The following is an 18,667-nucleotide window of genomic DNA, read 5'->3' as shown; positions in this document are numbered from 1 at the left end:
AAAAATACATTTGATCCAATATTTACCGGAGCACAATCCAGAACAACACAGTTTACATTAAAATAAACGTTATCACCGCAAAAGATATTGTAACCGTAATCACAATGAAAGGGAGGTTCGATATAAAAACTCTTTCCTGTATTCGGAATTAATTCTTCCAGAATCAGTTTGGCTTTTTTCGTTACTCTATATTCAGTTACGTTTAAGCGATGTAGCAAATTTTTAGCTTTTCGGCGTTCTTTTACTAAAACAGGGTCTCCTGCAAGGTAATATTCTCCCGAAATCATTTTTTCTTTTTCTGTTTTCATAAAATAGGAATATATTTTTTTCCTGGTATTTTTTTAGCTATTTTTCAGGCTTCCTGTAAAGTGAAGCCGGAATACCAGGATGTTAATTTGGATTTGAGTAAATAGCTTTTATATTATTATTTATCCAACATCCTGTTTTTTACTAATTCCAAGTTCTTAATCGAACTTACAGGGGCAATTTTTATAATTTGGTCTCCTTTTGATAAATAGAAATAATACGCCGTATTGGATCCTATTATGTAAACGCTTTCAGATTTTTCATCATTAAAGTTCAACTTGTAATCATAATGCAATTGGTTGTTTTTTATTTTTTTAGAAACAAATCTACCATCTGCAAATCCATATCCCAGAAAAAAAGAGATTAAAAAAATACCAAGAAATTTTAGAGAAAGCGTATCGCAATATTCTTTTTTTTCCTCTTGGGATAATGTAAACAGATTATTGTCGCTCTCTATACCAACCATTTTGTATAGCCATTTTCTCTTTTCGTTTTTAAGCAATATTTGCGGCAGATTATAAAAGAAAACAAACAATACCGATATTGTTATAAAAAAGACAGGATGCGAAGTCATTGCTGCTATTGGACTAATTAAAATGTCCATGATAGAAGAATATCTAATAATGTTTATTCCAATCTGATAATAAAATATAGCTTCTTTTGCTATTCCTAAAAGTATAAGAAAAAGATATCCTAAAGGAAGTAAATTTTGTAATTTCTCAAAGTTTTTCATTTTATATTCCGGGTTGTTGCAGCTGTTGTTTAGTTTTACAAAAGTTTCTTTAAAATAACAATTTGTCCTAAATGATAAACATCATGCTGAATAATTCCATGAATATGTTCGTAATACGTATGATCATTATTAACGTAAATTTTTTCTAAATCGGCATCATCAAAATCATCAAAAAAAGTATTCCATAACTCTTGTGATTTTCCCAGGTTTTGAAGAGATTGTTCCCAGGCAGCCTCAGATGAATCTAAAACGGGAACAAAATAATTGTGGTCGGGTGCCGTAAGTATTTCGCCCTGAACACGTCTTAAAATGTTTCTTCTCCATTGTATCAAATGATTGACAATTTCCCAAATCGTGTTTAAATTGGGATTTATTTTTCTGTAAGCCTGTTCCGCAGTTACATTTTCTAAAGTATTTGCCAAATTAACCTCCAGCCATGGATTTCCATTATAAATGGATTGATATAGATTCGAAATTCTTTTGCTTTCTGACATGATAGATCGTTTTTAAAACTTAAAAGCTAAGATACAAATAAGTATTTTACAACTCATCCTCGAAATTCTACAATTGGGTTATTTAATATTTTTTAACAAAAACTGTTAAAATATATTTGCATCACCAAAAACCATAATACATAAATCAACAGGTATGAAAACCAAATTACTTTTTACCACTACCTTTTTACTTTTTACAGCTTTGCTTTTTGCTCAAAATACCATTTCGGGTAAAGTAACAGATCAAAAAGGGAAACCGGTTCCGGGTGCCAATATTTATTTAGACGGAACTTATGACGGAGCTACCAGTTCTGAGACAGGAGATTTTTCTTTTGAAACAACTGCAACAGGAAATCAGAATATAATAATAAGTTTTTTACTTTTCGAAACTTTCAAAAAAGAAATTGATGTTACCAATTTTAAAGATCAAACTGTAAAATTAAGAGAAAATGTAAATGCCCTTGATGCTGTTGTAATTACCGCCGGAACATTAGAATCTGGTGATAAAGCGAGGGTTTCAGTTCTAAAACCTTTAGATATTGTGACCACGGCGGGATCCGCTGGAAATATTATAGCGGCTTTGCAAACCTTGCCAGGAACTCAAACTGTTGGCGAGGACGGACGTTTGTTTGTTCGTGGAGGTGAAGCCAGCGAAACACAAACTTTTGTAGACGGACTTCGTGTCGCACAACCCTACGGCGCAACAACGAATAATTTGCCAACCAGAAGCAGATTTTCGCCTTTTTTATTTAGCGGAATTGCTTTTTCTACCGGAGGATATTCTGCTGAATATGGCGAAGCTTTGTCAAGTGTTTTGCTATTGAATACGCAAGATGAACCAGACCAGAATAAAACGGATATTTCTTTAATGACCGTGGGTTTAGGAATTGGAAACACGCAAAAATGGAAAAAAAGCTCGTTTAGTATCAATACCAGTTATATAAATTTGGCGCCTTACCAGGCGGTAATTCCTCAAAATGTAGACTGGAACAATCCGTATCAGTCTTTGGGTGGTGAAGCGGTTTACAGGTATCATTTTGAAAGAGGAATTTTGAAATTGTACGCTGCTTTTGATGCTGAAAAATTCGATTTAAACCAAAAAAACGTAAATTTTGTAAATCCGGTCAGAACAGATTTAAACAATAATAATCTTTATTTTAATGCTTCCTATAAAGGAGATTTTGGAACCGGATGGCAAATTACTACAGGAGTTAGTTACGGTTATAGCAACAACAAAATCAAATATGATATCAATGATGTCGATAGCAACGAAAATGCTGCACAATTGAAATTGAAGTTGAGAAAAAATATCTCGAACTATTTTAAACTGTCTTTTGGAGCTGATTATTTTATAACCAAATACAATGAAAATTTTAATGATAATATTTCGATAAAGGCGACAAACGGTTACGACTCCAATATTGCAGCTTTTTATACCGAAGGCGATATTTTGTTCTCGAAAAAGCTGGCAATGAAAGTAGGTTTTCGTCTTTCGAATAATAGTTTACTGGATGAAACTAATATTGCACCAAGAGCTTCAATGGCTTATAAAGTGTCTAAAAGTAGTCAGTTTTCATTTGCTTACGGTGATTTTTCTCAGACTCCGGTGGTTGATTATATTAAATATTCTAAATACCATCAGTTCGAAAGTGAGAAAGCAAGACATTATATTTTAAATTATCAATTTACCAGACCTGGTCAGACTTTTAGAGCCGAAGCTTATTATAAAGATTATAGTAACTTGGTTCAATATGATACAAAAGATATTCAGTACAATTCGGTTTTCAATAATAAGGGATCAGGATATGCAAAAGGACTGGATTTGTTTTGGAGAGACAGCAATTTATATAAAAACCTTGAATATTGGATTTCTTATTCTTACATAGATTCAGAAAGACAATACAAAAATTTCCCAACAATGGCCACTCCTAATTTTATTGCCAATCACAGTTTGTCCATTGTAACCAAATATTTTATTACTGATTGGAAATCGCAAATAGGGTTCACCAACAGTTATAGTTCAGGACGCCCATATAATGATCCAAACCAAACGCAATTCATGAACGGAAAAACAAAATCCTACAATAGTTTGAGTTTCAACTGGGCATATTTGTTAACCACACAAAAAATTCTATACTTTTCTGTTTCGAATGTATTGGGAACTCAAAATGTATATGGATACGATTATGCTAAATTACCGGACGCAAACGGAGTTTACAACAGACAACCTGTTGTGCCAACCGCAGATCGATTTTTCTTCGTAGGTTTCTTCTGGACAATCAGTGACAATAAGAATGAGAATCAATTGAAAAACTTATAGGAGGAAGGTTCAAAGTTACAAAAGTTCAGAGGAACAAAGGCTTTCCAATATTGTGTTTAAAAAAATCTAACTAAATAAGTACTTAACAAAGCTTTAGAATTAAATAACTTGTTTGTATACTTTGAACTTTTGTCGCTTTGAGCCTTTGAAGTTAAAGAATAAAACCTTTAAACCTTTGTAACTCTGAACCTCTGTTCCTCAAAAAAAACAATTCAGTCATCAAAATCAACAACTCAGTATTATTTAATTTTAAAAGAATAAAAAGGAACCTACTTTTGAAGTATAAATAATAAGAAAATAAGTTACTAATACACTAAGAAAAAAACTTAGATAATTAGCTCCTTAAAAACTTAGAGACTCAAAATTATAATCAGAGTTTTAATCATCAAAAAAAAAAACTTAGACACTCAGAACCTTAGTAACTCAGAACCTTAAAAAAAAGAACTCATGACCAAAATTATTACAATAATCACATTATTTATCTGCAGTTTAATCTCTGCTCAAAATGTAAATCTTACTGTTTCAGTTTCAGGCGTAAAAAACAATACAGGAGTCGTTAAAGTAGGTTTGTACAATTCAGATGAAACATTTCTTAAAACGACTTATAAAAGCATGGTTTCAGAAATTAAAAATAATCAGGCTACCGTAACATTTATTGGTATTCCTGCCGGAGAATATGCCATTTCAACGTATCACGATGAAAACAAAAACGGAAAACTGGATAAAAACGCAATGGGAATACCTTCTGAAGATTATGCGGCTTCAAACAATGCAAAAGGATTTATGGGACCTCCTGCTTATAAAGATGCTAAATTTGTTGTTAATAAAGATTCAAAAATTGAAATTGCATTATAAATAATAACTAAACACTTTAAAAATAACCATTTAAATTACTTAAAATAATGAAAAAAATTATCACTTTGGCGACATTACTTGTAGTAGTAATAAGTTCTGCACAAACTCAATTTGAACAAGGAATGGGAAAAGCTTTTGGGCTTTGGAAAGAAGGAAAAAACACAGAAGCTTCGGCCTTGTTCGAAAGAATTGCCGCAGCAGAAAAAACAAGTTATTTGCCTAACTATTATGTAGCTTTAATCAATACTACGTCGGCTTTTAGTGAAAAAGACAAAACAAAAATTGATTTGTTATTGACCAAAGCACAAGACGCATTGGATGTTGAACTAATAAAAGATCAAAACAATGCTGAGTTGTATGCCTTGCAGGCTTTGATTTATACGGCCTGGGTAGTAGCAGATCCAATGACCAACGGAATGAAATATTCGGCTAAAGTAATGGAAGCTTACGCAAAAGGAAAAGCAATAGACCCAAATAATCCAAGAATTGTTTTTGGTGAAGCTGATTATCAGATTGGTGGGGCAAAATGGTCCGGTGTTGACACAAAACCACTTTGTGCTCAAGTTGATAAAGCTGTTGAACTTTTCGCTACTTTTAAACCGGCAACGCCTTTTTCTCCAAAATGGGGTTTAGACAGAGCTTTGGAAACTCAAAAAAATTGTAAAAAATAAAATTAATATAAGCTGATTGTAATGAAGGATCATAAAAGTACATATTCAGATTTGAAAAGTGGAACAATTGTCTCATTCAAAATTTCTGTGATCTTTACCATCATATTTTCAGCTTGTTTAGGAAAAGATTTAAATATTCAAAATGTTCTTATCACTTTTTTTATCAGCAGTTTGTATTCTTTTCTGGTAGGTTTTGGAAATGGATATATCAATGTTTTGCTGGATAAAAAATGGGATTGGTTAGAGCAGACCAACTTAAGGGTATATTACGGAATTTTGGTGACAGTTTTCTACACGGTTCCGGTAGTTTTAGGAATCAATTATTACATTTTTGTTTATCTCCAGAACCTGCCTTTAGATAAATTCTTTAGCGAAAGAATGATCTGGATACATTTGTTTTATATCATGCTGGCTCTGGGAGTTTCGACTTTCATGCAAGCCAGAAGTTTTATGGTGCAATGGAAAAGGGCTTCAAAATTTGAGATCACACAACAAAAGATAATTGCAGGAACAGCAAATGCTAAATTCGAAAGTTTAAAAAATCAAATCGATCCGCATTTTCTTTTTAACAGCTTAAATGTTTTAAGTTCTCTGATCGAAGAAAATCCGGATAATGCGCAGCGCTTCACTACTTCATTGTCTAAGATTTACCGCTATGTTCTGGAACAAAAAGACAAAGAACTGGTTTCGGTAGAAGATGAATTATCATTTGCAAAAACGTATATGAATTTGTTGAAGATGCGTTTCGAAAATAGTTTGTTTTACGAACTGCCAACAGCAAATATAAATCCGGATGCAAAAGTAGTTCCGTTATCATTGCAGCTTTTGTTGGAAAATACGGTTAAACACAATGTAGTAAGCGAACAAAAACCATTGCATATCAGGATTTTTGTTGATGGAGATTATTTAGCTATACAAAACGATTTTCAAAAGAAAGAAGTTTTGCAGGACAGGCAAGGAGTAGGATTGCAAAATATTGTAAATCGATACGGAATTATTACGAATAGAAAAGTATTGATAGAGCAGAATGAGCAAAATTTCACAGTTAAAATCCCAATCTTAACCAAACAAATTGCAGTTATGGAAGCAAGTGCAGAATATAGCGATGAAAATAAAGCGTATTTCAGAGCTAAAAAAAGAGTAGAAGAATTAAAAGGTTTTTACGGTAATGTTATTTCATATTGTTGTGTAATTCCATTTTTAGTTTTTATAAATTTGAGATATTCTCCTGGATTTCAGTGGTTTTGGTTTTCGGCTTTAGGTTGGGGATTCGGAGTTGTAATGCATGCTTTTAAAGTTTTTGGTTACAGCTCAGACTGGGAAGAACGAAAAATAAGAGAGATTTTACAGAAAGAAAATAATAAGCAAACCTGGAAGTAGTTATGGAAACAAATTATACTGATGCGGAACGTTATTATCAGGCCCAAAAAAAAGTAGAAGAAATTAAGAAGTTTTACCAGCATTTGACGGTTTATCTTCTTTGTAATCCTATTGTAATAGTGGTAAATATTATGACTTCACCTGGTTATTTGTGGTTTATATGGTCGCTGATGGGTTGGGGGATAGCAATCGTTTTACACGGATTTAAAGCTTTTGAGTACTCACCGTTTTTTAATAAAGAATGGGAAGAACGAAAGATTAGAGAAATTTTAGAAAAGGAAAACAAACCAACGTGGAAATAGGTATGAAGACCAATTTTAATAACGATCCGGAAGAATTCGAACTTCAGAAAATGGCAAGTAAAAAAGTGGTAAAACTGAAAGCTTTTTATTCGCACATGTTTGTTTATGCTATAGGAGTGATATTTTTTATTCTGAAGGAATATTTCGGAGTTCCGTTTAATTTCTTCCCTTTAAAACATATCAATCTGTTTGTAATGGGAGTCTGGACTGTTTTCTTCTTAGTTTCTGCAATTGACATATTGGTATCATTCAGGATTTTTGGAGAAGAATGGGAAGAACGTAAGATGAAAAGTATTTTAGAGAAAAAAACAAAAAAACAAAAATGGGAGTAATCATGGAAGTAAATTATAATGAAGAGGATAAATACTACCTGGCTAAAAAGAAAGTGGAAAGAATTAAAGGATTTTATGGAAATCTTACTTCTTTTTTAATGGTAAACACGGTTTTGATTTTTATCAATTTATATACTTCGCCAGAACATTTATGGTTTTACTGGCCGCTAATGTGGTGGGGATTTGGAGTTGTTTTTCACGGATTGAAGGTTTTTGAAGTATTTCCGGTTCTTGGAAAAGATTGGGAAGAACGAAAAATTAAAGAACTGATGGAAAAAGAAAGAGAAGGTAAAAATAAATGGCAATAATTTAAACGAAAATAAAAATGGGACGATTTAGACAACGAATGTATGAGGATTACAGACATGAATTTAGTACAGACGAAAGTTATAATATAGCGTATAGAAAAGTAAAAAGAATTAAAGGCTTTTATTCACATTTGAAAGTATATATTATAGTAAATGCTTTTATTATTATTTCTAGTTTGAATAAAGGTTATGTAGGAAACCATTTTGAAATAAGAGGTTTTAGAGATTGGGAAATTTATTCGACAGCATTTTATTGGGGAATAGCGTTGCTGATGCATGCGTTCAGTGTATTTGGATCTGATATTTTCTTTAGTAAAGACTGGGAGCAAAAAAAAATCCAGAAATACATGGAGAAAGAAGCTCAGAATAAGAATAAATGGGAGTAATTTTAAATTAAATTTTTTCAATTTTTTGCATCGAATTAAATGACCACATTAATTATAGAAGACGAAAAACCGGCAGCGAGATTACTGCAACGTAAACTCGAAAAGCTTGATATTGCTGTAGAAACCATGTTGCACTCTGTCGAAGAATCAGTTCACTGGTTCAGTAATAACGAACATCCGGATTTAATTTTTCTTGATATTCAGTTATCAGATGGTTTGTCGTTTGAAATTTTCGAAAAGATAAACATTCAAAGTGCTATTATTTTTACAACAGCTTATGATGAATATGCTCTAAAAGCGTTTAAATTAAATAGTATCGATTATCTTCTAAAACCTATTGACCAAGATGATCTGGAAGTAGCGGTTACTAAATTTAAAACCCGAATTCCGAAAGTAAATCCAGGTAATCAAAATCTTCAGCTTGATTTTGAGCAAATTCGGCAAATGTTATCAAATCCTTTTGAAAAGATTTACAAGAAACGATTTACCGTTAAAATTGGGCAACATCTAAAAGTAATCAATACAGATGAAATCGAATGTTTCTTTAGTGAAAACAAGGGAACCTATATTCATACTTTCGATAATAGAAATTATTTAATTGATTCTACTTTAGAAATTCTGGAACAGGAGTTAGATAAGAAAGATTTCTTTCGCGTAAGCAGAAAATTTATTGTTCCGCTTACGGCGATAAAAGAAATTCAGGTCTATACCAACTCTCGTCTCAAAGTTATTCTGCCAACTTATAAAGAAGATGAGGTTGTTGTAAGTCGCGAAAAGGTACAGGATTTTAAAAATTGGTTGGGATAGATTTATTCATCCAGAATTCATCAAAAGATTAAAGAGCCACCGGCTCGATTCATATTGTAGGGCTGTCCCGATAGCCATCGGGATTAATGAGGTTTAAGAAACGAATATCAAAATTTTGAAAATATATTAAAAACAAAAATATCCTTCGAATGAAGGATATTTTTGTTTTTAATGTTTATCTATTTGCTCAATCTGTGCAAAGTAAAAGTCATGGCACTCAAAAGGAAAAAAGCCATAATCTGGTGAATTAATCCTAAAGCCAATGGAACACTATATAAAAGGGTAAAAACGCCTAATGCAAATTGAATAAATACAAAAACGACTAAAGTTTTTACTCCATTTGATTGTGTTCTTGTAAGCGAAAATTTAGCGCTTTTATAATATAAAAACAAAATAAAAGCGACAACAACATAGGCAAAAGTTCTATGAACAAACTGAACACCACTTTTTCCTTCGATTAAGTTTTTTACTAAAGTAGGCTGTTCAATAAAAACAGAGTCATGAATAAATTGCCCGTCACTCATCAAAGGCCAGTGATTATGAATTAATCCGGCATTTAAACCCGCTACAAAACCACCATAAATAATTTGAATTAATAGTGCTACTAAGGCAAATCGTGCGATATTACGAAGCGGAATCACTTTGGTAATCGTTCTTTCCGGATAGATTAAATCTAATGCAACCCATAACGTATAAGCGAAAGTGATAAACGCAAAAGTAAGGTGTAATGATAGTCTAAAATGGCTGACATCCGGATTGTCAATTAATCCGCTTCGAACCATAAACCAACCTAAAAATCCCTGAAATCCTCCCATTGCCAGAAGAACGATGCATTTTTTGATGGTAGATTTATCTAATTTCTTTCTGATTAAGAAATAAACAAAAGGAACAAAGAAAACCAAACCAATGATACGACCAATAAAACGGTGGAACCATTCCCAGAAGTAAATAAATTTATAATCTGCTAACTGAAAATCATTGTGAATATTAATTTTTTGATACTCAGGAAACTTCTTGTATTGTTCAAAAGCTTCATTCCATTTTGCATCCGTCAAAGGAGGGAAGGTATCCGTTACCAAATGCCAATCCGTCATTGATAATCCTGAATTTGTCAAACGGGTAATTCCGCCAACAACGACCATTAAAAACAATAAAACACAACCGGATAGTAACCAAATGATTACTGATTTATTCTCTTTTTTCATTTTATTAAATACTTCTTATTCTTACACTTTTTTTAATCCAAGTTTTTCTGCTCTTTTAATTATAAAATCATAAGCAGCCTGATATTCATTAGGGATATCACCTTCTAAAATAGCTTCTTTAACCGCTTCTTTCAAAACACCAATTTCACGCGAAGGTTTTAAATCAAAGATTTCCATAATTTCTTCACCGGAAATTGGCGGTTGAAAATTACGAACATGATCTCGTTCTTCTACTTCAACAATTTTCTTGCGAACGATGTCAAAATTCTTATGGTATTTTTTAAATTTTGCAGGGTTCTTAGTTGTAATATCTGCTTCGCACAACGTCATTAAATCTTCGACATCTTCACCTGCATCAAAAACCAAACGACGCACCGCGCTATCCGTTACAATATCCTGAGCCAAAACAATTGGGCGCGAACTCATGATCACCATTTTTTGTACAAATTTCATTTTATGATTTAATGGCATGTGCAAGCGTTCGAATATTTTCTTTGCCATTTTACCACCTAAAAACTCATGTCCGTGAAAAGTCCAGCCTTGCTTTTTGTTGAAACGTTTTGTTGGTGCTTTTCCAATATCATGTAACAATGCCGACCAACGCAACCAGACATCATCTGTATTGGGGCAAATATTATCAACTACCTCAAGTGTATGGTAAAAATTGTTTTTATGAGTATGACCTTCAATTTCCTCCACCTGATTTAAAGCTGTTAATTCAGGAAGAATAATATCTAAAAGTCCGGTTTGATATAAAAGTAAAAATCCAACAGAAGGTTTATCTGTAGAAAGAATTTTATTCAATTCGTCAACAATGCGCTCTCCAGAAATAATATTGATTCTCTCTGCATTTTTTGTAATCGCATCAAGAGAGTTTTTTTCGATTTCAAAACCCAGCTGATTAGCAAAGCGAATCGCACGAAGCATTCGCAAAGGATCATCAGAATATGTAATACTTGGATCTAAAGGTGTTTTGATCGTTTTATTTTCTAAATCGGCCAATCCATTAAAAGGATCGGAAAGATCACCAAATGTTTTTTCATTTAAGGATAAAGCCAAAGCATTGATGGTGAAATCACGACGATTTTGATCGTCTTCGAGAGTTCCGTTTTCAACAATAGGATTTCTGCTGTCAAAATTATAAGATTCTTTTCTTGCACCAACAAACTCAATGTCCGTATCTTCAAAACGCAACATTGCTGTTCCGTAAGTTTTAAATACCTGCACTTTTGGTTTTTTAGGAAGAAGTTCAGAAACTTTCAAAGCCAATTCGATCCCGCTACCAACAGCAACAACATCAATGTCTTTTTTAGAACCCCGGTTTAAAAGCAAATCCCGAACAAAACCGCCAATAACGTAAGTGTCGACATTAAGTTCCTGAGATGCTTTCGAAATAACTCCGAAGATTTTATGTTGTAAAGCTGTTTTATAGTTTGTTTGTATAGCCACGAATTCACTAATTTTTATAAAATAATACGTTTATATTCAAGTGAAACAGAATTAAAGTTTGCTAAAATTGCCAAATTGGTTTTAGAAACTTTTAGATAATTTAGACATTGTGAAATGTGTTTGGGATGCAGAAAATCACTTGATTTTATTTCAAGTATAATTTTATCAAACAAAACAAAATCAGCATAAAATCTTTGATTCAATATAATGTCTTTATAATTTACTAAATATTCTTTTTCTCTTTCAAATGGAATATTTGCTTTTCTAAATTCATATTCTAAAGCGTCTTTATAAACGATTTCAGAAAAACATCCATCTAAATTTCTATGAACATCAAATAAAATTCCCATTATTTGATAACTTTCCAGTTGATATAATATTTTTGTCATGATCTAAATTTTTCGCCACGAATTCACGAATTTTTATAATTAATTTAAAAAAAGTTAATTCGTGAATTCGTGGCTAATATTTAGAATACAACTTTCAATTTTATATTGAAATGTTATTTGGAATTTTATAGCTGCAAATTTACAACATAGAAAATGCCTATTATAATCTATCGTTCACTTTTTTGAATAAATTCACAGTTTCAGGTATCAAATTTTATTAAAACAAAATAAGATTGCGTCGAATTTCACGAATCATAGTCAATTTAAAAAAGAAATTCGTGAATTCGTGGCAAAAAAAAGTAGCAAAAAACATTTATAGCATCATAAAACAAATCAATTACGATCTCTTATTTTTAGCAATTCAATTTGTATTTTTGAATTCTATAAAAACGCACACATGAAAATTGTTATATCGCCGGCGAAGTCCTTAAATTTCGAAAAAGAATTACCAACACCCCAATATACAGAACCTGCTTTTTTGAAAGAAGCACGTCAGGTTCATAAAGTTTTAAAAGAAAAAAAGCCCGCTGAGTTATCTGAACTAATGTCAATTTCAGATAAATTATCAGATTTAAACTGGAAACGCAACCAGGATTGGAAAACACCTTTTACTCCGGAAAATGCCCGGCCGGCAATTTATACTTTTGACGGAGATGTATATACCGGTTTAGATGCCTATACAATTCCGCTTGAGAAATTAGAAGTTTTACAAAGTAAACTTAGAATTTTATCCGGACTTTACGGAATTTTAAAACCGCTTGATTTAATGCAGGCTTATCGTCTCGAAATGGGAACAAAATTGCCAATTGGTGAATACAAAAATCTACATGAATTTTGGAAACCAACCGTTACTAAAGCCCTAAATAAAGAACTTGAAAAAGGGGAGTTGTTTGTGAATTTAGCGAGTAATGAATATTTTTCGGCTGTAGACGTAAAAGCTTTAAAAGTCCCTGTGATCACTCCTGATTTTAAAGATTACAAAGACGGAAAACTTAAGATCATAAGTTTCTTTGCGAAAAAGGCAAGAGGTATGATGGTTCGTTATATTATCGATACCAATGCAGAAACTATTGATGACTTAAAAGGTTTCAATTATGAAGGATATCAGTTTGATGCTAATCTTTCAAAAGATAATCATTTGGTGTTTACAAGATAATTTTTTAGGGAGGGACAAAGGTTCAAAGTGACAAAGGTGCAGAGTTTTTTTTTGAAGCTGCTAAGAGTCTGAGTTGCTAAGTTTCTAAGTTTCCACTAGAGAGTTGTTTTTCATCAGAGAGTCGGAGACTCAGTCCATATTGTAGGGAGGGATTTTAATCCCTTCTTTTGATGTACAAAGGTTCAAAGTGACAAAGGTGCAGAGTTTTTTTTGAAGCTGCTAAGAGTCTGAGTTGCTAAGTTTCTAAGTTTCCACTAGAGAGTTGTTTTTCAGTAGAGAGTCGGAGACTCAGTCCATAATGTAGGGAGGGATTTTAATCCCTTCTTTTTGAGGGACAAAGGTTCAAAGTGACAAAGGTGCAGAGTTTTTTTTGAAGTTGCTAAGAGTCTGAGTTGCTAAGTTTCTAAGTTTCTACTAGAGAGTTGTTTTTGTAGAGAGTCGGAGACTCGGGCCATATTGTAGGGAGGGATTTCAATCCCTTCTTTTGATGTACAAAGGTGCGGGTTTTTTTTTGAAGCTGCTAAGAGTCTGAGTTTCTAAGTTTCCACTAGAGAGTTGTTTTTGTAGAGAGTCGGAGACTCGGGCCATATTGTAGGAAGGGATTTCAATCCCTTCAGATTTAGAACATATCGTACGTAGACATTTTAATCCTTTCAAATTATGTTCCATATCATATAAAATAAAAAAGCCGGGCTATTTTTAGCCCGGCTTTTTCGTATTATAAACAATTATTATTAATGCATTGCATCAGCAGGATTAATTTTGTTTTTTCCTTTTTTAATGAAAAATATAATCGGAATGCAACATAAGAACATGATTCCCAGGTACATGAAAATATCAATGTATGACATTACGGTACTTTGTTTCATTACTGAATATTCTATTGCCTGATAGGCTTTTTTAAGGGCAACATCAGCACTATATCCTTTAGCTTCAAATGCTTTTTGCATTCCCAATATGCGTTGTTGAACCTGATAATTTGCAGGGTCTAAATTTGTTAATAAATTAACTCTGTGTTCCTGGCTTAGACGAGTGATAAATGTCGTAATAATTGCAATACCAAATGAACCTCCTAATTGTCTCATCATACCTGTAAAAGCAGCACCTTCACCAATATGTTTTCCTTTTAAGGTAGAAAGAGAAAGTGTAGTAATAGGTACGAAAAGCAATCCTAACCCAATTCCTCTTAGAATTAAAGGCCAGTACATGTGTTCAACACCTGTATCCGGTGTCATGCGCGTCTGCATCATAAAGGTAAAAAAGAAGAATACTAAAAATCCAACTCCAACCATATAACCTTGCGGAACTCCTTTTTGAATCATATTACCAACAAATGGCATCATGATCGCCGTTGTAATGGAACCCGGAATCAGTAATAATCCGGCATCAGTTGCTGTCCATCCTAAAACAGATTGCGTATAAATTGGGATAATTAAAGTTGAGCCATATAAACCGAAACCAAGAATAAAACACATTACGGTTCCAATTCTTAAATTTCCATCTTTTAAAACACTAAGATTTACAATTGGAAATTCATAGGTTAGCTCTCTCCAGATGAACAATACCAATCCCAGAACAGTAACAACACTTAAGGTTACGATTGTAGAATCGTTAAACCAATCGTCTTGTTGACCATGTTCTAAAACGAATTGTAGTGATCCGATAAAAGCGGCTAATAATATAATTCCCCACCAGTCAACCTGATTGGCTTTTAATTTTTCTCCGTATTTAGGGCTTCTTACGAAAGTAAGTGCCAAAATAGTCGCAATAATTCCTAACGGGATATTGATATAGAATATATAAGGCCAGGAATAATTATCTACTAAATACCCTCCTAAAGGCGGACCTAAAGTTGGACCAACAATTACACCCATCCCGTAAATAGCCTGTGCCATTCCACGTTTTGCTATAGGATAACTTTCGGTTATAATAGTCTGGGCTGTTACAAGCAAGGCACCACCACCCATACCTTGTACAAACCTAAAAGCTACTAATTCCCAAATATTAGTGGCGTTACCGCATAAAAAGGAACAGACTGTAAATAGTATGATAGAGGCCACAAAATAATTACGTCTTCCAAATTGTTGGGATAGCCAACTCGTCATCGGAATTACAATAACATTCGCAATTGCGTATGCTGTAATTACCCAAGCCACATCAGTCAAAGTAGCACCAAGGCTACCGCGCATGTCTGTTAGAGCTACGTTTACGATCGTGGTATCTACAATTTCCAACAGTGCACAAAGTACTGCGGTAATCGTAATAATCACACGTCTGTAACCGTATTCTACTAAATCGTCATCTCCTTGTACTGCTGTCATTATATTATTTTAAATGTACATCTACGTCAACATTCATTCCCGGTCTTAGTAATTTTATTTTTTCAGGATCATTTGATTGATCTAAACTAATTTTTACCGGTAGTCTCTGAATTGTTTTTACGAAGTTACCTGTTGCATTATCAGGTGGTAATAATGAAAAACGAGATCCTGTGGCAGGAGAGAATGAAGTTACAGTTCCTTTGAATTCATAGTTAGGGTAAGCATCAACTTTTAAACTTACTTTTTGTCCTATAATCATTTTGTTTAATTGCGTTTCCTTAAAGTTCGCTACAACCCACGCTTCATTGTTGTTGATGATGTAAAATAAAGATTGTCCAGGTTGAACCAATTGTCCAGGCTGAATATCAACTTTAGATACCTGACCATCAATTGCAGCTGTTACAACTGTGTAACTAAGATTTAAATGTGCCACATCAAGCATTGTTTTTGCTTTTTTGATGTTAGCAGCAGCAACTTCAGTCTGTTTGTCAGAAACTTTAGATTTCGACTGAATTACTGATTTTTGATAAGAACTTGCTCTTTGTTGTTGCTCTAAAACGCGAACTTGATTCTCAGCCTCTTCTTTTGCAGATAAAGCCTGCTCATATTGTTGTTTTGTAATCGTATGTGTTTTGTACAAATTATTGTAACGGTTGTAATCGTTTGTAATTTGTCTTAATCTAATTTTTGCACTTTCAATAGATCCGCTTGCAGATCTCATGTTAGCATCAGAAACTGAGATGTTTGCATTTGCACTTCCAATGTCAGCTCTTGCGGCTTCGTATTGCGCTTCAGCAGCTAGTAAAGCAGCGTTCGCTTCGTCAATTTTTAACTGATAATCTCTTTTATCGATAGTAAATAAAGTATCTCCTTTTTTTACAAAGTCATTATCTTTTACATACACTTTACTAATATATCCGGATACTCGAGGAATAATTGGATTCATTTTTTTCTCGATCTGAGCATCATCTGTTTCTTCGTGAGCCTGGGAGTGTAAGTACTTTGTTATTCCGTATGTTCCGCCCACTAAAACCAACACGGTTAGTATAATGATGAATTTAGTATTTGTTTTTTTCTTTTCCATGAGAGCTATCGATTATATTTTAGAAAGATTGAATGATTGTGATAATTGTCCTGATACTGAAAGTAATTCGTAATATTTTTGAATAATAGTTGCTTTAGACACAGCTGTATTTATTTTAGCGCTTAAGTGTTCAACGTCAGCTTCAACTAAGTCATTAGTGTCTGATAAGCCATTATCAAATTTATCTTTTACAAGTCTGTAATTTTCAGAAGCTTGCTGAAGCGCTTCGTCATAAACCACACTTTGATTGATGGCTAAGTCATAATCTTCAATAGATTTTTGAACTTCAACTTTAATACGGTCCGTCATTACCGCTTCTGAGTTTTTAACTTCTAATGCTCTGCTTTCAGCAGCTTTTACATTAGCACTATTTTTAAGGATTCCTGATAAATCATAAGATAAACCAACCCCAAAATTCATCGCATATTTTACAGTAATAAAATCTTTAAGATCTAAAGCAGTATAACCGCCTAATAGTGAAAGCGAAGGATAATAAGCTGCTTTTGCTATTTTAACATTGGCTTCACTTGCTTTTTGTTGAAAACGCAGCGCCTCTAAATCTTTTCTGTTCTCTAATGCCAATACATCCGATGTTGGTGCATTGCTTGTTTTGAGATTGAAAAAATCAGCTTCATTAACCTCAAGTTTTACACTAGGCTCTAATTTTAGTAAAGTCGTTAGATAAAAGTTAATGTTATTGATGTTGTTATTAGCTTCATCAATAGATAGTTGTGTTTTGGAAACAAGCAATTGAGCTTTCAATAAATCATTTCTCGGGATGATTCCGTTTTTTTCTAATTCTGTAAAATCAGTAACACGTTGTTTGGCTTGTTTCTGATTTTCGTTTAGAAGATCTAAAGTTTTTTGCGCTTTGTATAAAGCCGTATAATAAGTGATTACACGTAATGTAACATCTTCTTTTGTTTTAGCTGCATAAGCAGTTTCTGCTTCGTATAAATTATCAGATGCTTTAATGCTGTTCTGAATTTTAAATCCTGCAAATATTGGCAAACTAAGATTAGCCATACCAAGCATTGCCTGATCTGGAGATGGCATTGGGTCAGAACTGGCCTGATCACCACTATTATGCATATCGATTGAGGCTTTTGTCAATCGCTGGTATTGTCCGGAAATTTTTAAATCCGGGTATTGGTTATTCCTAACCTCTTTTAATTCATATTTTTTTGTGTTTACCTTAGTATTGGCAAGCGTAACTTCGTTACTTTTTTCCCAGGCCATTTTTACGGCTTCGTCTAAGGTTAAACTTGTTTTTTCTTGTGCTTCTATTGATGAAATTCCGATGAAGAAAATACCAAAGAGCATTAATTGATTAATTTTCATAAACAAGTAGAGCTTTTATAGTTTGTTGAATGTGCTTTGTAAGACTGGTTTTAATATAATCATTGTATAATGCTTCTGTATTTAATTGAAGCAAATCCTGAAAGAATAATTTATTCATATGAAAATGAAAAAAAGTACCCATTATGGTCGGTGTGATAAGCGGAATGATAACATCCTTTCTAAAAACACCTTTTGTCTGGCCTTCCTGAATAATTTTTTCAAGTGATTTTAGATTTCCTTTTTTGAGTTCTGTAAATGCCATGAGGTTCTGTTCTTTCTTTCTGGAAGTAAATTCAAAATGTAAGATTCTGAAAATCCCCCTGTTACAGTTAATTCTGTTAATGTAAATTTCGATTAATTTATTTACTTTATCAAGAGGTTCGAGATTTTCTTGAAATAAATTTTCGAGTTGTAATTTTAAATCAGAAGTTTTGTAAAGAATTAGAGCCTCGAGCAAGCGTTCTTTAGAACCAAAATAATAGGAAACCATGGCAATGTTAATTTTTGCCTCTTTTGAGATATCCCGTATCGATGTTCCTTCAAATCCTTTTTCAGAAAATAGCTTTTCAGCAACTTCCAGAATCTGAATTTTTTTATCGTTTAATTCAACGTTTGACATGCTGTTTTTTCTAATCGGGTACAAAATTAAACAAGCGTTTAAATTAAACAGCTGTTTAATTTTATTTTAACAAAATATTAACAGAAAACCATGTAGTAAATTGGCTGTAGTATTTATCGTTTAAAAGAAGTTTTTCAATGATGAAAAAAGCTGAAAAAGCCCTTTGATAGTGACTTTTTCAGCTCTGTTATTTTTTGAATAAGATTGTG

At 32.9% G+C, this 18,667-nt stretch carries 20 protein-coding genes; 10 read left to right on the top strand and 10 right to left on the bottom strand.

Annotated elements, in window-relative coordinates; genetic code table 11:
• The 3 genes from ACQY44_RS02160 to ACQY44_RS02150 form a co-directional block, all read right to left on the bottom strand.
• Positions 1–308: maltose acetyltransferase domain-containing protein (locus ACQY44_RS02160; RefSeq protein WP_428228782.1), on the bottom strand; the 308-nt coding region annotated here is incomplete at its 3' end.
• A gap of 116 nt (positions 309–424) precedes the next feature.
• Complete coding sequence (locus ACQY44_RS02155; RefSeq protein ID WP_428228781.1) at positions 425–1,039, bottom strand: hypothetical protein; 615 nt, start codon at positions 1,037–1,039, stop codon at positions 425–427.
• A gap of 35 nt (positions 1,040–1,074) precedes the next feature.
• Positions 1,075–1,533, bottom strand: a complete 459-nt coding sequence (locus ACQY44_RS02150; RefSeq protein ID WP_428228780.1) for a DinB family protein — start codon at positions 1,531–1,533, stop codon at positions 1,075–1,077.
• Between the two features lie 154 nt (positions 1,534–1,687).
• Between ACQY44_RS02150 and ACQY44_RS02145 the strand changes: the two genes are divergently transcribed.
• The 9 genes from ACQY44_RS02145 (at position 1,688) to ACQY44_RS02105 (ending at position 8,894) form a co-directional block, all read left to right on the top strand.
• Positions 1,688–3,853, top strand: a complete 2,166-nt coding sequence (locus ACQY44_RS02145) for a TonB-dependent receptor (RefSeq protein ID WP_428228779.1) — start codon at positions 1,688–1,690, stop codon at positions 3,851–3,853.
• Between the two features lie 447 nt (positions 3,854–4,300).
• Positions 4,301–4,708 carry a DUF2141 domain-containing protein gene (locus ACQY44_RS02140; protein WP_428228778.1) on the top strand — a complete coding sequence of 136 codons (408 nt, stop codon included), beginning with the start codon at positions 4,301–4,303 and terminating at the stop codon, positions 4,706–4,708.
• Positions 4,709–4,755: 47 nt separating this feature from the next.
• The gene (locus ACQY44_RS02135; protein ID WP_428228777.1) at positions 4,756–5,379 is read left to right on the top strand and encodes a hypothetical protein; all 624 of its coding nucleotides are present in this window, start codon (positions 4,756–4,758) and stop codon (positions 5,377–5,379) included.
• 21 nt (positions 5,380–5,400) lie between these two features.
• Positions 5,401–6,759, top strand: a complete 1,359-nt coding sequence (locus ACQY44_RS02130; RefSeq protein WP_428228776.1) for a 2TM domain-containing protein — start codon at positions 5,401–5,403, stop codon at positions 6,757–6,759.
• 2 nt (positions 6,760–6,761) lie between these two features.
• Complete coding sequence (locus ACQY44_RS02125; RefSeq protein ID WP_428228775.1) at positions 6,762–7,061, top strand: 2TM domain-containing protein; 300 nt, start codon at positions 6,762–6,764, stop codon at positions 7,059–7,061.
• 2 nt (positions 7,062–7,063) lie between these two features.
• The gene (locus ACQY44_RS02120) at positions 7,064–7,393 is read left to right on the top strand and encodes a 2TM domain-containing protein (protein WP_428228774.1); all 330 of its coding nucleotides are present in this window, start codon (positions 7,064–7,066) and stop codon (positions 7,391–7,393) included.
• Complete coding sequence (locus tag ACQY44_RS02115; RefSeq protein WP_428228773.1) at positions 7,384–7,701, top strand: 2TM domain-containing protein; 318 nt, start codon at positions 7,384–7,386, stop codon at positions 7,699–7,701. The genes ACQY44_RS02120 and ACQY44_RS02115 overlap by 10 nt, the downstream gene beginning before the upstream one ends.
• A 17-nt stretch (positions 7,702–7,718) precedes the next feature.
• Positions 7,719–8,087 (top strand): 2TM domain-containing protein, encoded by a 369-nt coding sequence (locus tag ACQY44_RS02110; RefSeq protein WP_428228772.1) that lies wholly within the window; start codon positions 7,719–7,721, stop codon positions 8,085–8,087.
• 39 nt (positions 8,088–8,126) lie between these two features.
• The gene (locus tag ACQY44_RS02105) at positions 8,127–8,894 is read left to right on the top strand and encodes a LytR/AlgR family response regulator transcription factor (protein WP_428228771.1); all 768 of its coding nucleotides are present in this window, start codon (positions 8,127–8,129) and stop codon (positions 8,892–8,894) included.
• 179 nt (positions 8,895–9,073) lie between these two features.
• Here ACQY44_RS02105 and ACQY44_RS02100 read toward each other — a convergent pair whose 3' ends face one another.
• The 3 genes from ACQY44_RS02100 to ACQY44_RS02090 are packed head-to-tail and all read right to left on the bottom strand — an operon-like array spanning position 9,074 to position 11,937.
• Entirely contained in the window at positions 9,074–10,099 is a 1,026-nt protein-coding gene (locus ACQY44_RS02100) for a COX15/CtaA family protein (RefSeq protein ID WP_428228770.1), read from the bottom strand.
• 21 nt (positions 10,100–10,120) lie between these two features.
• On the bottom strand, positions 10,121–11,548 hold the full coding sequence (locus tag ACQY44_RS02095) for a CCA tRNA nucleotidyltransferase (RefSeq protein ID WP_428228769.1): 1,428 nt from the start codon (positions 11,546–11,548) through the stop codon (positions 10,121–10,123).
• Positions 11,549–11,562: 14 nt separating this feature from the next.
• The gene (locus ACQY44_RS02090) at positions 11,563–11,937 is read right to left on the bottom strand and encodes a GxxExxY protein (protein WP_428228768.1); all 375 of its coding nucleotides are present in this window, start codon (positions 11,935–11,937) and stop codon (positions 11,563–11,565) included.
• Positions 11,938–12,334: 397 nt separating this feature from the next.
• On the opposite strand from ACQY44_RS02090, the gene yaaA reads away from it, so the two are divergent.
• Entirely contained in the window at positions 12,335–13,093 is a 759-nt protein-coding gene (gene yaaA, locus ACQY44_RS02085; protein WP_428228767.1) for a peroxide stress protein YaaA, read from the top strand.
• Positions 13,094–13,827: 734 nt separating this feature from the next.
• Here the strand turns inward: yaaA and ACQY44_RS02080 are convergent.
• Genes ACQY44_RS02080 through ACQY44_RS02065 form a run of 4 tightly spaced genes read right to left on the bottom strand, consistent with a single transcriptional unit; the run spans position 13,828 to position 18,458 of the window.
• The gene (locus ACQY44_RS02080) at positions 13,828–15,414 is read right to left on the bottom strand and encodes an MDR family MFS transporter (protein ID WP_428228766.1); all 1,587 of its coding nucleotides are present in this window, start codon (positions 15,412–15,414) and stop codon (positions 13,828–13,830) included.
• A 4-nt stretch (positions 15,415–15,418) separates the two neighbouring features.
• Positions 15,419–16,498 carry an HlyD family secretion protein gene (locus ACQY44_RS02075; RefSeq protein ID WP_428228765.1) on the bottom strand — a complete coding sequence of 360 codons (1,080 nt, stop codon included), beginning with the start codon at positions 16,496–16,498 and terminating at the stop codon, positions 15,419–15,421.
• A gap of 12 nt (positions 16,499–16,510) precedes the next feature.
• Positions 16,511–17,839: a TolC family protein gene (locus ACQY44_RS02070; protein WP_428228764.1), complete on the bottom strand. Its 1,329-nt coding sequence runs from the start codon at positions 17,837–17,839 to the stop codon at positions 16,511–16,513.
• Positions 17,829–18,458 carry a TetR/AcrR family transcriptional regulator gene (locus ACQY44_RS02065; protein ID WP_428228763.1) on the bottom strand — a complete coding sequence of 210 codons (630 nt, stop codon included), beginning with the start codon at positions 18,456–18,458 and terminating at the stop codon, positions 17,829–17,831. The genes ACQY44_RS02070 and ACQY44_RS02065 overlap by 11 nt, the downstream gene beginning before the upstream one ends.
• Positions 18,459–18,667 lie beyond the last annotated feature (209 nt).

Source organism: Flavobacterium sp. (assembly GCF_965277525.1).
GTDB lineage: Bacteria > Bacteroidota > Bacteroidia > Flavobacteriales > Flavobacteriaceae > Flavobacterium.
The sequence above is the reverse complement of the archived record's forward strand: the minus strand, read 5'-3'. Positions and strand labels throughout refer to the sequence as shown.